The sequence below is a fragment of the Paenibacillus sp. FSL W7-1287 genome (assembly GCF_038004245.1).
GTDB lineage: Bacteria > Bacillota > Bacilli > Paenibacillales > Paenibacillaceae > Pristimantibacillus > Pristimantibacillus camelliae.
In genome coordinates this window covers 422,012-436,424 of the sequence record NZ_JBBORD010000002.1, presented here as the reverse complement: position 1 = coordinate 436,424, position 14,413 = coordinate 422,012, and the positions used below count along the sequence as shown (strand labels likewise).

The 14,413-nt window shown below is 41.5% G+C and carries 8 protein-coding genes; 3 read left to right on the top strand and 5 right to left on the bottom strand.

Annotated elements, in window-relative coordinates:
• Window positions 1-4: 4 nt before the first annotated feature.
• Window positions 5-1,168 carry an ATP-binding protein gene (locus tag NSQ99_RS21925; protein ID WP_340839104.1) on the bottom strand — a complete coding sequence of 388 codons (1,164 nt, stop codon included), beginning with the start codon at window positions 1,166-1,168 and terminating at the stop codon, window positions 5-7.
• Between the two features lie 752 nt (window positions 1,169-1,920).
• On the opposite strand from NSQ99_RS21925, the gene NSQ99_RS21920 reads away from it, so the two are divergent.
• The gene (locus NSQ99_RS21920; protein WP_340839103.1) at window positions 1,921-3,192 is read left to right on the top strand and encodes a BaiN/RdsA family NAD(P)/FAD-dependent oxidoreductase; all 1,272 of its coding nucleotides are present in this window, start codon (window positions 1,921-1,923) and stop codon (window positions 3,190-3,192) included.
• A gap of 91 nt (window positions 3,193-3,283) precedes the next feature.
• Here the strand turns inward: NSQ99_RS21920 and NSQ99_RS21915 are convergent, their stop codons facing one another.
• The 3 genes from NSQ99_RS21915 to xylA form a co-directional block, all read right to left on the bottom strand.
• Window positions 3,284-3,631 (bottom strand): hypothetical protein, encoded by a 348-nt coding sequence (locus tag NSQ99_RS21915; RefSeq protein WP_340839102.1) that lies wholly within the window; start codon window positions 3,629-3,631, stop codon window positions 3,284-3,286.
• A gap of 89 nt (window positions 3,632-3,720) precedes the next feature.
• A complete protein-coding gene (xylB, locus tag NSQ99_RS21910) occupies window positions 3,721-5,217 on the bottom strand; it encodes a xylulokinase (protein ID WP_340839101.1) in 1,497 nt (498 codons plus the stop codon).
• A 267-nt stretch (window positions 5,218-5,484) separates the two neighbouring features.
• A complete protein-coding gene (xylA, locus tag NSQ99_RS21905; protein WP_340839100.1) occupies window positions 5,485-6,798 on the bottom strand; it encodes a xylose isomerase in 1,314 nt (437 codons plus the stop codon).
• Window positions 6,799-7,234: 436 nt separating this feature from the next.
• Between xylA and NSQ99_RS21900 the strand changes: the two genes are divergently transcribed.
• Together NSQ99_RS21900 and NSQ99_RS21895 are read left to right on the top strand one after the other, a co-directional pair.
• Window positions 7,235-7,717, top strand: coding sequence for a hypothetical protein (locus NSQ99_RS21900; RefSeq protein WP_340839099.1), 483 nt, complete (start codon window positions 7,235-7,237; stop codon window positions 7,715-7,717).
• Window positions 7,718-7,808: 91 nt separating this feature from the next.
• Window positions 7,809-8,972 (top strand): ROK family transcriptional regulator, encoded by a 1,164-nt coding sequence (locus NSQ99_RS21895; protein WP_340839098.1) that lies wholly within the window; start codon window positions 7,809-7,811, stop codon window positions 8,970-8,972.
• Between the two features lie 220 nt (window positions 8,973-9,192).
• On the opposite strand, the gene NSQ99_RS21890 is transcribed toward NSQ99_RS21895, so the two are convergent.
• Entirely contained in the window at window positions 9,193-14,400 is a 5,208-nt protein-coding gene (locus NSQ99_RS21890) for a hypothetical protein (protein WP_340839097.1), read from the bottom strand.
• Between the last annotated feature and the right edge of the window lie 13 nt (window positions 14,401-14,413).

The window sequence follows — 14,413 nt, the reverse complement described above, 5'->3', positions numbered from 1 at the left end:
AATCCTACGAGCTTAACAGTTGTTCCTCTAGAGGAAAGTGAATCTGAAATATCGTTCCCTGCTGAGAATTATTCAAAACACTAATTTTGCCGTTATGTCGATGCACGATATTTGCACATAAAGGTAATCCTAGGCCTGTACCCATACGCTTAGAGGAATAGAAGGGTTCAAATATTTTTTGCTTTAGCTCATCGGGAATACCAAGTCCTGTATCTGCAATTGATAGGATGATTTGACGATTAACGAACATCGTCTTAATGGTTAGTACCCCGTCCTGCTGCATCGCCTCCATTCCGTTGCGCGAAATATTAAGCAGTAGCTGTTTAATTTCCGATTCATTGATCTGATATGGTGGCAATTGATCGCTGAGCTCTACAACTAGCATCTGTCCTCGCAGGTTAGCATCGGCCTGAAGTAAAGGGACAAGCTCATTAATGACATCATTTAAGCTGTTAGAAAACTTTTGTTCCCGCTTGTTTTGTGCTAACGTTAGGAAGTCACTAATAATTTGATTCGTTCGATCTAGCTCTTCTATTATAATTGAGAAATATTCTCGTTGTGCTACATGAGAGCGTTCCTGTAGTAGCTGGACATAGCCTCGTACTACAGCCATGGGATTGCGAATTTCGTGTGTTATGCTTGCTGCCATCTCACCAACGAGGCTTAAACGATCCATTCGATCTAGCTCTCTACGTAGTTCCTGTAGCTCGGTAACATCTTGCACGAATAATCCGACTGCATGCAAACCGTCCTTGTCGATGGAATAGATTGGAATGGCAGAATACATCAATTCCTGATCTTCGTTCTGCACAGTAGTATGTATAGGGATACTCGTTTCAAACACCTGCTGAATCAGCCTTGACACAACTGGATAGCTCGCATCCGATAATACATGACTGAGCTGTTGCCTGCGCGTGCTTTGCACATCAATTTCAGATAGTCTGTCATAATTCTGATAGGCTTGCTGGTTAGCGTATATGATTTGCTCATCTCGATTGATGTTGAGAACTGCGAATGGTGCATATTGAATGACCTGCACCCATGTTCTCAGCTCATCATGTGACTCCTTTATTGTTTCATATTTCTTTCTATAATGCTGTGCTTGCTCTTGTTTAAGTATTCCACTGTATGATAGAAAAACGATCACAATAAAAACAAAACATTTCACTAATGTCTCAAATGCTTCGTTACTTGACCTTAAAAATATGAACGGTTCTTCAGATATATGTAATGAAAAAAGTATAAGTAGTACGCTAGAAGTGCAGAGGTTGGAAAGCATGAAGAGTATTTTTCGCGTGCCATCAAGCATATGAAATCGTGTGTGACTAAGAATAAACACAAACGTAATGATCGTTATGTATGTAACGTATTGCAAAAATTGTTGCGGAGAAGAAAACTGCAGGTAATCATATAAGATCAATACTGCAGCAATGAAGAGGCCCCATCCTTTTCCCGCATAATATATGGCATAAGAAAAGGTAATGACCGCAACCATATAATGAATATTATATTTATATGTTATGATTTGTGTTAGTACAAATATGCTTATTAGCGATAACGATCCCAGTATAAAGGTACGCACCTTTTGTCTACCACAATAAACTGGAAAATAATATAAATAAACTCCTGGTATGACAGCCAGAAGAATCATTAGCACGAATTTGTAATACACAAAAAGCCTCCTTAGCAAAGTAATTTGCATTAATAGTTCAGTGATGCTGCATCTAATCAACGATTAAAGAACTCTATTCTGGCTGCTTCGTCTATTCACTTACAAAATACATGCTTGTTATGTATTTCACTAATGTTTATGCTAATATCTAGTATACACAAATACAAGTTACTTCGGTAACATTCTTAACGGTATAAATTATTGCTATAATTAATAAAAATCTAACATAGAAGTAAAAGAGGGGCAAAATGACATACGACATTATCATTATTGGAGCAGGCTCAGCAGGTCTAATGGCCGCTGTTGCTGCTAGTCAATCTAGTGCTAGTGTACTACTAATTGATAAAGGTGACAAGCTAGGAAGAAAGCTAGGCATTTCAGGCGGAGGTCGTTGTAACGTAACCAATGCAAAAGAGCTGGACGAGCTCATTAAAAATATACCGGGCAACGGCAGATTTCTGTACAGCTCACTAGCTACTTTCAGTAATTACGACATCATGCAATTTTTCGAATCGCTCGGCATTGCTTTAAAGGAGGAAGACAACGGTAGAATGTTCCCTGTGTCTAACAAGGCGAAGTCTGTTGTCGATGCCCTCGTCGGAAAGGTGAGAGCACAAGGCGTCCACATTAAAGTAAACAGTCCTGTTGCTAAGGTACTCTACGAGAATGGTAAAGTAAAGGGCGTTAAGCTGAAAAGCGGTGACATCTATTACTGTAAGAAGGTAATCGTAGCCGTAGGTGGTAAATCTGTCCCACATACAGGCTCTACAGGTGATGGCTACCCTTGGGCGGAAGAGGCAGGACATACGATTGTTGAACTATTCCCTACTGAGGTTCCATTAACTTCAAGAGAGCATTTTATAAAAGATAAGGAGCTCCAAGGACTATCTCTGCGTGATGTTGAGCTGACAGTATGGAGCTTGAAGAACAAAAAACTCATTACCCATCGCGGGGACATGCTCTTTACACACTTCGGGATATCAGGACCAATCGTGCTGCGCTGCAGCCAGTTTGTTGTAAAAGAGCTAAAGAAAAGCACTGGCACACCGATTATGCTCACGGCAGATCTTAAGCCTGATCTATCGCAGCAAAACGTATATGATGAGACCTACTTATTATGCCAGCAAGAGCCTAAAAAGCTAATCCGGAACGTGTTGAAAAGCTATGTACCAGAGCGAATTCTACCTATATTGATGAGAAAAGCTGAGCTGAGCGAGGATTTAACGTTCGATCATATTCCGAAGGATAAGTGGCAGGAACTTGCTCGCTTAATAAAAGCATTTCCTATTCGTATTCATGGCTCTCAAAGCATCGAGGAGGCTTTTGTTACAGGTGGAGGCGTTAACCTTAAAGAGATTAACCCGAGTACACTGGAATCTAAGCTAATGAGCGGACTATATTTTTGTGGAGAAGTATTAGATATACACGGATACACTGGTGGATATAACATTACAGCCGCTTTTTCCACAGGCTATAATGCTGGCCGAGATGCGGCGGAAAGCCTTGCATATGACGACTAATCTCATCTTCAAGTGAGCATTTAAAATGAACAGGACCTCCGTACACCATCTACGGAGGTCCTTTGTTATACCTGCATGCCCAATGCTAATCTTACTCACGACCGCCTGAAAAAGAAGACATATCGCCGATGTCTGGCAGTAGTTCTTCATCATCTACCAAATCCTCATTGACGAGATGAGCAGGTATCGTGATCGCATCTAGACCATAAGCAGTAGACGCGATAAGCTCCTCTTGAATAGTAGACTGTTCGACTAAAGTACCGCCGTGTGCTTGACAGATTTCCAAGGCAGACGTAAGATCCTCGCCAATAACGTGAATATGTAAACGTGTTGGGTTATGCATCGCTGGGTCATAGCCTAGCTCCTGCAGCAAGGAAAATGCCTGATCTGCATTATCCGAATCAACAAAATCGAATAAGATCGCCATAGGCATATTCATAAAAACAGCTCCTTCATGTTCCATAGTGGGTTAACTAATCAAGTTCATACCCACTTAGTATGTGAACATAAAGGAGCTTTATATACATATTAGCCGCGGAAAGCAACCAGTTGATCGTTCATCTCTTTCGTTTGAGCGTAAACTTGCTGATATACGCGGAATAGCGATTCATATGTTGCAACAGCTTCTGGGTTAGGCTCGTAGCTATCTGCATGCTTCACGAATTGATCAGCACATGCCTCTAAGCTTTCAAACCAACCGCAGCCATATGCAGCAAGCATAGCGGCACCAAGGCCAGGACCTTGCTCATTTTCAAGCGAAACAACCGTCGCATTGAAAATATCAGCCTGCATTTGCAGCCATGTTGGGTTCTGTGCACCACCACCGATGGACACAACTTTATCAACCGTTTTACCAGCTTGGCGGAACATATCAACCGACTCGTTCAAGCTGAATGTGATGCCCTCCATTACTGCACGAGCAAAATGAATGCGCTCATGTGTACCGTCAACACCGATAAAGCTAGCACGAATATTTGGATCAGCATGTGGTGTACGCTCACCAACAAGGTAAGGCGTGAACAGCAAGCCGTTAGAACCAGGCTTCACATTTTCAATTCCAGCTAGCATCTCATCGAATGATTCGTTAGGAGCAAATGTTTTCTTGAACCAGCTTAGCGAGTAACCAGCTGCAAGCGTTACCCCCATCGCGTAGAAGGAATCTTCTTTACCATGGTTGAAGAAATGAACCTTGCCACCAAAATCCTTCGTTTTATCATTTTCATAGGAAAGAATAACACCTGACGTACCGATACTGCTTAGCGTTAAGCCTTCTGACAGAATGCCTGCTCCAATCGCTCCGCACGCGTTATCTGCACCACCTGCAAATACTTTCGTCTCTGCAGATAGTCCTGTTTGAGAAGCAACCTCTGGCAGCAATGTGCCAACCAAGCCATGAGATTCAACAAGCGGTGGGCAGAAGCTTTCAGGCAAGTTGAATGCGCTTAATACTTCCTTGCTCCATTTTTTATTAGCAACATCAAGCATTAATGTACCTGCTGCATCGGAATAATCCATATGAAGCTCGCCAGTTAAGCGGTAACGTACATAATCCTTCGGAAGCAAAAAGATTGTTGCTTGATCGAACAATTCCTTCTCGTGCTGACGCACCCATAAAATCTTCGGCAGCGTAAAGCCTTCAAGCGCCGGGTTACGTGTCACGCTTAATAGCGTATCACCAAGCACTTGCTCGATTTCGCGGCATTGCTCAGTCGTGCGCGTGTCATTCCATAGAATTGCAGGACGAACAACCTCGCCGTTAGCGTTTAATAGAACAAGACCGTGCATTTGACCAGAGAAGCTAATGCCTTCAATCGAAGAAGCATCGATTCCTGCAGCAGAAGCTACTTCCTTCATTGCTTCAATCGTAGCAGTCACCCAATCCTCTGGCTTTTGCTCACTCCAGCTTGGACGGTCATGAAATAAAGGATAGCTGCGCGTAGCTTCAGCAGCAATTTTCCCATTGCGATCCATAAGAAGCGTCTTAACCGCACTTGTCCCAAGATCGACACCGATAACATAGCTCATTAAAAACCCTCCTAAAGCGTTTCGCTTCTTCTATGAATATGCTTCCTTGCAGCGAAACGCTGCTTCGAAAGCATTTACTTTGCGTTTTGCTCTATCTTTGAATATGCTTCCTGGCAGCAAAACGCCGCTTCGAAAGCATTTACTTTGCGTTTTGCTCTATCTTTAAAATGCTTCCTAGCAGCAAAACGCTGCGTGAGTTCAAATACAGCTCGTCACAAGGACGAGCTGTATTGGTATAACCTATGAATGTTTTAATCGTTATGCGTATTAAACGCTGAAGATAACTTCGCTTAGACGTAGACGTAGGTTTTCGATACGTCCAGATTTGTTGCGAGGTACAGGATTAGTTAAAGCATATGCTTCTAGATCTTTAAGCGTTGTTTTACCTGCAACAACATCAGCACCAAGACCTTCTTTGAACGTTGCATATTTATCTTCGATTACGCTATCAAGTACTTTTTCGTCGATAAGTTTTGCAGCAGCTTTCAAGCCCCATGCAAAGCTATCCATACCAGCGATATGAGCTAGTGCTAGATCGTCCATTTGGAAGGAAGAACGACGAACTTTAGCGTCAAAGTTAACGCCACCGCGGCCAAGACCGCCAGCTTTTAGTACTTCGTACATTGTTAGAGTAGTAGAGTATAGATCTGTTGGGAACTCATCTGTATCCCAGCCAAGTAGCATATTACCTTGGTTAGCATCTAGAGAACCAAGCATGCCGTTAATAGCAGCTACACGGATTTCATGCTCAAATGTATGGCCAGCAAGCGTTGCATGGTTAGCTTCAAGGTTTAGCTTGAATTTGTCTTCTAGGCCGTAAGTTTTAAGGAATGAAATTGTTGTTGCAGCGTCAAAGTCATATTGATGGCTAGTTGGCTCTTTTGGTTTAGGCTCGATTAGGAATTGTGCATCAAAGCCAATTTCTTGTGCATAATCAACTGCCATATGGTAGAAGCGTGCCAAGTTATCAAGCTCTAGCTTCATGTCTGTGTTTAGTAGAGACTCGTAACCTTCACGACCGCCCCAGAATACATAGTTTTCAGCGCCAAGCTCTTTACCGATCTCAAGACCTTTTTTAACTTGAGCTGCTGCATAAGCGTAAGAATCGATGTTAGCTGCAGTAGCTGCACCGTGTACATAACGTGGGTTTGTAAAGTTGTTAGCTGTGTTCCATAGAAGCTTTTTGCCAGTAGATTTTTGGTAGTCCTTCAGCATGGCAACGATTACATCAAGGTTCTTGAAAGACTCTTGAAGTGTTGCGCCTTCTGGAGCGATATCTACATCATGGAAGCAGTAGAATGGAATGTTTAGCTTTTCCATAAATTCAAAGTTTGCTTCTACGCGAGCTTTTGAACGATCAAGACCGTCGAATTTATCCCAAGTACGAACCATTGTGCCAGCACCGAACGGATCTGTACCGTTAGCATTAAAAGTATGCCAGTATGCTACTGCAAAACGAAGATGCTCTTCCATTGTTTTACCGAATACAACCTCAGATGGATTGTAATGTTTGAATGCAAATGGGTTTTTAGATGTTTTACCTTCAAATTGAACTTTATTAAGATCATTGAAATAAGTCATGGAAGTAACTCCTCCTTAAATTGAGTAATTAACCTTGGACTAAGAATAACACAACTACACTTAGTTTGTCTATTAAACAAAGTAAGATTTATCAAAAAAATTTTTATCCTAGTTTTAGCTGGTAGATTTCCCTCTATAGCAAGGCTTTAAAACTTTACTTATCTCGTTGCCGTCTAATGTTTATGTAAATAAATTACAATTCGTTCACATCTATTGAATGTGCATAGATTACAAAATGAGATTGGAGGCTATCGCTATGAGAAGTAAACGGGTACAGCCTATACTTGTCCTCTTGTTCATAACTACGTTAAGTGTCGTAACAGCCTGTCAGACTTCACCCCCACCATCTACAGTCACTTCTATAGGCAGCCCTCCAGGGAGTCATCCCAACTTTAGTCAAACTCTGGGAGAAACGAAATGTGCTATCTATGCTGATATGTTGGTTTTACCTTTCGAGGAGGCGATACTGGAAGCAGACCTTGTCGTAAAGCTAAGTATTGAGCAAGCCCTTGAAGAGCTCGACTCGCCAACCCATAAAACGCTTTATGAGGCTAGTGTGCTGAATGTAGTGAAGGGTGACAAGGAGCTTACAACGATCCATGTGTTACAAGCAGGAAACAGTAAATGCTCATTTAATGACAACCCATTATTTATGCCAGTCGAGCAGTACTATCTCATTCTCAATAAAGCTTCGGGGAACAATCCAGTAGAAAGATTTTATATTCAAGGTGAAGAAACAGGTATGTATAAAGTGCTAGAGGATGGCTATATCGTAAAACTCGCCCATAGGGACAGTTATCTATCTGATATTATCGATACTACCCTCACATCCGAGCTGCAAGCTAACTATGATGAACCGATTATGGTATTTACTGAACAGCAGTTTATGGATAAAGTTATCCAACTGCTTGATGAATAGCCTATTATGTCCTAAACTTAATTTATCTGTTAAACTAAGTTATTTATATGCTATACTGTTTTTACATTAAGTTTAGGACGGGGGAAGTTCGTTGAAGTCGAAAGCAACAGGAGATCTTGCATTAGTAAAGAAAATGAATTCCTATATTGTATTCCACTGTATTCGCAAGCATTCACCTGTTTCTAGGGCACAAATTTCCGAGCTTACAGGCTTGAACAAAGCGACCGTATCAAGTCTCGTTAATGAGCTTCTTGAGAACAATCTAGTGATAGAGATCGGTCCTGGTGAATCCAGCGGAGGACGCAAGCCCGTGCTCTTACTGTTCAATGAACGGGCCGGTTATGCCATTGGTGTCGATTTGGGAGTTAACTATATTCGTAGTGTCCTTGTCGATCTGAACGGAAACATTATTGAAGAACGCTATGAGAAGCTTAAGCAAAAGCAGCGTGAGCTCGCTTTCGATACATTGACTGCTAATATTGATGCATTGATCAAACAAGTACCAGATAGCACTTACGGCATTGTCGGCATAGGAGTTGGAGCACCCGGCATTGTTGATCAGGATGGCAATATACTATTTGCTCCAAATATGAAATGGCGCGAGGTTCCGCTGCAAAGCATGCTATCAGAACGGTATCAGCTGCCTGTCATCATTGATAATGAAGCGAATGCGGGCGCGCAGGGCGAGCAAAAGTATGGTGCTGGTCAAGGCATTCGCAATCTAGTTTATCTCAGTGTCGGCTATGGTATTGGTTCAGGCATGATCCTTGATAAGGAGCTGTATAAAGGTACATCCGGCTTTTCAGGTGAATTGGGTCATCTTTCGATATCATTTGATGGCAAGGAATGCAGCTGTGGAAACTTAGGCTGCTGGGAGCTTTATGCTTCGGAGAAGGCTTTGCTTGAAGAAGCTTCTCATCTAGGCTATGAAGGCTTGGATGAGCTTATTGCCGCAGCACAGCTAGGTAATGAAGATGTGCTGAAGCTTTTCGATCATATAGGCCGTTTTCTTGGCATCGGCATAGCCAACATTATTAATACCCTTAACCCAGATTGCGTAATGATCGGTAACCGCATGAGCAGTGCAGAACAGTGGATCATGCCTGCTATTCAACAAACGGTACAGCAGCGTGCCCTCTCCTTTCATAGCGAAGCGCTCAAAATTCTGTTTGCCGAGCTGAAGGAGCATTCCGCTGTGCGCGGGGCGGCACATTATGCTATCGATCGTTTTTATGAGCAGTTCAAAGCGATATAGTCAGCTGTATAACGAATGATGTCATTGCGATTACCAAGCGTATAGTTAAATTATTTAAGTAGGTTTTCAAAGATAAGAGCGAAAAAAAATCCCGAGAGATGTTAAGCACATAGCTTCTCTCGGGATTTTTGTTGTTCTGTTCGAATACTCAGAGTTAGTCGTTTTATTTTCCTTCTTGTCTTGTTGTCTTATTTACTGGCTTATTTACTGTATTATTTCCTCATTTCCAGCGATGCACTCCGGCTAGCTCACTCGCTTTACCGATAATCTCGATGTCGACATCGTGCTGCTTGATAACGCCATTTGAGTAGTACACATTAAACGTAAACGTATGCTTGCCACGAGCCAGGTTGCTAAAAGCTTCCTCCCACATGCTGCCAGTCCATCGTAAATCCTTCTCATAGGAGAGTTCTACTGAGGTTCCTGTTGTTTGAAGTAGTACGGACACATTCACTGCATAGGTTGTACTGCCCGCTTCAGCGTGATCGGCTAATGTTGTATCGGCAGAAAGCATGAAACGTTCTCCGCTGTAAAACTGCAGTGGCAGCCACTGCTTAGAGCTATCTGCTGGTAAAGATTCATTATACTTATTTCTATGGCTTTCCCATGTTTCAGTATGAGCGACCTGTCCGACAATGCCAAGCTGTCCAACTTGAATCGTTCGTGTTAGCTTGACAGGCTCAGACTTTGAATCCGTAACCACCTGTTCAATATGATAGCTCCCCGGCAAAAGCTGCGATAGCGTGAACGCATCACTATTATATTTGCTGCTTGGGACGATATAATAACTGGATGCGTTGGGATAATAGCTTTTCTGACCATCGGGTGCAGTAACCGTATACCGAATGGACAGTGTATCAAGGTCCAGATCGTCAACCGCATGCCTGATTTTTAGTTGATCTCCTTCATAAATGACGACTGGTGAATGCGTAAAGCCTGCAGTTGGTGGGCGATTAAGCTGTAAATAAAAGTACTTGTCCGCTGAATAGTCACTCCACTCATAGCCATCGTAAACACGCACCGCTACGCGATATATTGGCCCTTCTGATAGCCAACCATTCGGAATCGTAAAGTATTTATTAACAGTTGTTGTGGCTGCTGTTGCGCGCAGCACCGTTCCCGCTTGATTTTTCAGCTGTAGCTGATATTGTACCTGTGAGTCATTATCAGCATCCGTCATCGTCCAGCGAATAGTCGGATTCAGCGTATTAAACTCTGTTGCCGTTGCTGCACTTGTACCGCTTGGTTGCGTCACTTCTGCTTTTGGCGCGCGGTTGACAATGTAAATCTTCTTCACGATGGAATCTGAAGCACCGTCATTGTCCGTCACCGTATGACGAATATCGAATGTGCCAATGGAGCTGAATGAACGAATAAAGTCTGCGTCCGTACTTAGTGTTAAGGGTGATAATCCGTCTCTAAGCAGCTCATAACGATAAGCTTCGATCCAGCCATCATAATCTGTTCCTAGGCTCTTAAAGTCAATGTTAACGTTGCGATAGGTCGTAATTGGAGTTCGAGTAAAATCAGCGACTGGTCGCTTGTTGAGTATTGAAAATTCAATTTTATCTACTTCGCTCTCAGCGCCTAACTGATCCTGTACCCAATGTTCCATGGTATGAGTGCCTTTTTCGTCAAGCTTGATATTGGATAGATTCTTATCATAGTAAGAAATTACTTTGCCACTAGGTGTAGTCAGCTTCCAAAAATATTTCAAACTGCTTCGATCCTCGCTATCAGGATCATCACTATTTGCTGTAAAGTTATAGGGTTCGTCAACATAACCATAGACAGGATAGCTTATTATTTCAGCTGTAGGGATTTGGTTCAGTACCTGGAAGCTATGCGTCATATAACTTTCAGCCCCTAGCGGATCAGCTGCTCGTAGCTCTAAGGACCATGTACCAACAGCATCTTTACCTAGACCACGATCACGTATGCGGAATGAAACATCCTTTGTTGTTCCAAGACTATACGTTTTATCCCCTTTCATTAATCTCCACCTGTAGGTGACCGCATCACCATCAAGATCGGGATTTTCCGTTAGATTCAATACGGTATTCATCGTATCTCGATACGTAGTCGTTAATGGCTCAAATTGAGCAATCGGTGCATGGTTCACAACATCAGCATAATCTTGATGCCAAGACGACCATAAACCTTCACTATCTTGTACTCGCAATCGAATCTGATACGTGCCTAGCTGATGTAGTCCTGCATTAATAGCTGCGTTTTTAATCTCATTACCTGTTGGTGTGCTGCCTTTTGTAAGCAGCTGTTTTCCCTCTTTTGAAACTATCCACTCTCTTTTAATAATAGGATCACCGTCGGGATCATAGGATTGGTCAGTGAGCGTAAAGTTTTTGCTCCATGAAACCGATTTGGGATTTACGGTGAAACGTGCTATCGGCGGTTGGTTGCTATCCTTCGTTGTCACGAATTTGATGACCTCATTGGACCAGGCACCGTCTCTATCCTTAACCTTCAGCGACACAAGATAGTCCGTATTAGCTGCCAGTGTCGTTGGTGGTGATCCCATCGTCCAATCTGTATCATCAGCCTTTTTCCACTTCCAGACTGCCGTTACGATTCCTTTATTGCGCTCAGAATAACGATCTAAATCGTAAGATAGATCAACAATCGTTAACTTTCTACTTGTATTAACCGTAGCTGTAAAATCCGCTACAGGCGCTCTATGAACAAACAGTACTAGCCTCGACAGTGAATCTAAGCTCCACTCTCGATAGTTAGCAAACGCTGCATTCGTGCTTGGATTATCCTGAACTTGGACAACCAATTCATACTTACCTACTTTTGTGAATTTCGTAGTTGGTGTAGGTTGATATTGTCCTGTTCCAGCCATGACACCCGTGTGATTTTCATAAACTGTAGGGTCATGCGTTGTTTTGAAGCGTTCGTTAAATTTCGGATCATTCTCAGCATCTTCATAATACGTATTAAGTAGCAGTTCAGAGCTATAGGAGCCTGTTTCCTGATCGTAGTTGAGCACTAAGGTATCTGTCACTCGTTTAGGGTTCTTAACAGCGGTGTCCTTGATATGCTTTGCGATGACGGTTTTAATTGCACTCATAGATGTGCTGCTCGTAAAAACACCACCACTTTTATTACTAGCTATTAAGCTTTCATTACGCAATTTATTGGCAGCTGTACCAATCGCAATATAACTGGCATATTGACCACCTAACTCCGTAGCAAGATCTACCTCATACTCTGTGCTACTTAGCTCAGATAGGCTTCCACGATTAAACATAATGACATAGTTATTACGATCATCACGCCAGTTAATTCCACTTACTAGATCAAATACTTTTGACGTAGAAGTGCCTTGTATATAATGGATCGAGGAAATAATATTTTCCGCTTGTAATTCGGTTTGCAGCTGCTTTAATCCATCTTTAATCGTAGTAAGTGATATCGTTTCATTAGCGATTAGCACATGAAGATCCGCTTCTTTCCTGTTTGTAATCATGCCGGCCACTTCTTGAAGTGCGACATTCATATCTGTATTAGTTATAAATCTACCTCTATTATCTATTGTGGTTAGAAGTTTTTTATGCTGTTCCTCATTTTTATTCGTACCAAGCGCAAGATAGGTAACTTGTTGTTTGGTCATTTCAGCAGCTAAGTCTGCAAGATTACGGCTATTATTAAGCTGCATTAATGAGCTATCATCTATCCTTACATAGTACAATTCTGCATTACTTCGAGTGATCCCCTCTTGTAAAATATCTTCCATATAACGTCTCTCACTAGAGAGAAAATCAGGGTAATAAATAAGGCCCATTTCATAAGCTTGACTTCCTCCTGGTGACATATGAGGAATAGCAACAGACCATTCACCAGTATCCACATTTAATTTGTATAGAAAAGCATTATTAAGGTTAGAAGTAAAAAACAAATAATCTCCTAAGCTTCCTGCAAGTGTTATACTAGATGGTGCATCTTCAGGTATATCAACCGTTTGTGGTTCTGCATCGATATCATCTAATAAGACCACTTTTCTATTATAATAATTAAGGGTACTTTGTCCTTGATAAGTTGCAATTCTCCCATCCCCCATAACTAACCAGTTATTGAATACGATTTGATTTCTTTTTTCAGCAACAGTTCTTAGATTTGTATTTATAGTTCCTTGGACTACTTTTTTAGAAGTGCTATCAATTTTTGATAATGTAAACAAATCATTGGTGTTTATGTACTCTAAAAATAATAAATCTCCTGTTGCGGGGTTTATTTTATAAAGAAATTGAGTATTAAAACTATTTCTTCTACCATGTTCAAAATACCACATATATCTGCGATCAAAGCCCCCATTATGGGAATACTCGATTGTAGGTTGCACCAATCCTTCTGATTTTATATATTCGTTTGCAGATTCATAATATCGGACAGTATGTGCTCCTAAGGTTATATATAATCCACCATTTGGCGTAAGAAATACCTTAGAATGATCTTTTGTGTGCCATGATGTTGTTGTTAATTCGGTATTCGTATAAGCTGGATCTAAATTATATCTGAATGGAAATCCTTTAAATTTCCTTATCTCTATGGGATAAGGATAACCCCAAGGCAAATCCCATCCTGTATGCACATTATTTTGCCATTCTGCATGTACAGCTTCAGCCCCACTGATTACTTCATCAATATCTTCGATAAGCACAAAAGAATATGCAGCTCTACCACAGTCTAAATTTGATGTGAATTGTGTTGGTATCATAACGATTTGATTGTTTGGGCCAATGGTGAAATCACCTCTAGTCTCCCCGTAACTATAACCACTAACTGAGTTATATGGAGTCCTCGTACTAGGGTCTGCCCATGATCCATCCGTTGGGCATACCCCATGACGAGTTGGTGTAATCGTGCCATACTTTACTTTGTTTGGATCAAATTCTGCAATCCGTGTAATTCTGACAGGTTGCATTGTGTCTGAGTAGATAATCGTTCGTTCATCCTCAAGCATATAAGCATGTCCTGAATATGCAGATGCACCATCTAGCGCTGTATCTGATACTTTAACCACTTCACCTGTATTAATATCAAAATAATAAAGGGGGCCTGAATAAGAAAACGAAGGATGATCAACATGATATGATCTTAGTCCAAAATATTGACGGGTCTTCCCTTCATTAGACTTTTCTACATGGATCTTATAATCTAATCCGTCAGCCTGTAATTTTGGTCTTAGCTGTAAATTAATAAAGCTATTTACTTCATCCAACGTTTTACTCGTATTGCCAACATCGATAATCACGTCTACTTTACGCTTCTCTTTTACTTCAAAATCAACAAAAGGAGGCAAGTTTAGAACCTGCCCCACATCATCTCCCTTTTGTATGGCATAGCCAGTAGGTATTGAAGTAAGCAAAAGCAGTAATGTAAGAATGAATAAACTAATTCTTTTCATCACTACGTCTCCT

What these genes read in the sequence shown, in the direction of transcription:
- NSQ99_RS21890 (WP_340839097.1), bottom strand. Translation starts at nt 14,400, where the DNA reads ATGAAAAGAATTAGTTTATTCATTCTTACATTACTGCTTTTGCTTACT.
- xylA (WP_340839100.1), bottom strand. Translation starts at nt 6,798, where the DNA reads ATGACTTATTTCAATGATCTTAATAAAGTTCAATTTGAAGGTAAAACA.
- NSQ99_RS21920 (WP_340839103.1), top strand. Translation starts at nt 1,921, where the DNA reads ATGACATACGACATTATCATTATTGGAGCAGGCTCAGCAGGTCTAATG.
- NSQ99_RS21900 (WP_340839099.1), top strand. Translation starts at nt 7,235, where the DNA reads ATGTTGGTTTTACCTTTCGAGGAGGCGATACTGGAAGCAGACCTTGTC.
- NSQ99_RS21915 (WP_340839102.1), bottom strand. Translation starts at nt 3,631, where the DNA reads ATGAATATGCCTATGGCGATCTTATTCGATTTTGTTGATTCGGATAAT.
- xylB (WP_340839101.1), bottom strand. Translation starts at nt 5,217, where the DNA reads ATGAGCTATGTTATCGGTGTCGATCTTGGGACAAGTGCGGTTAAGACG.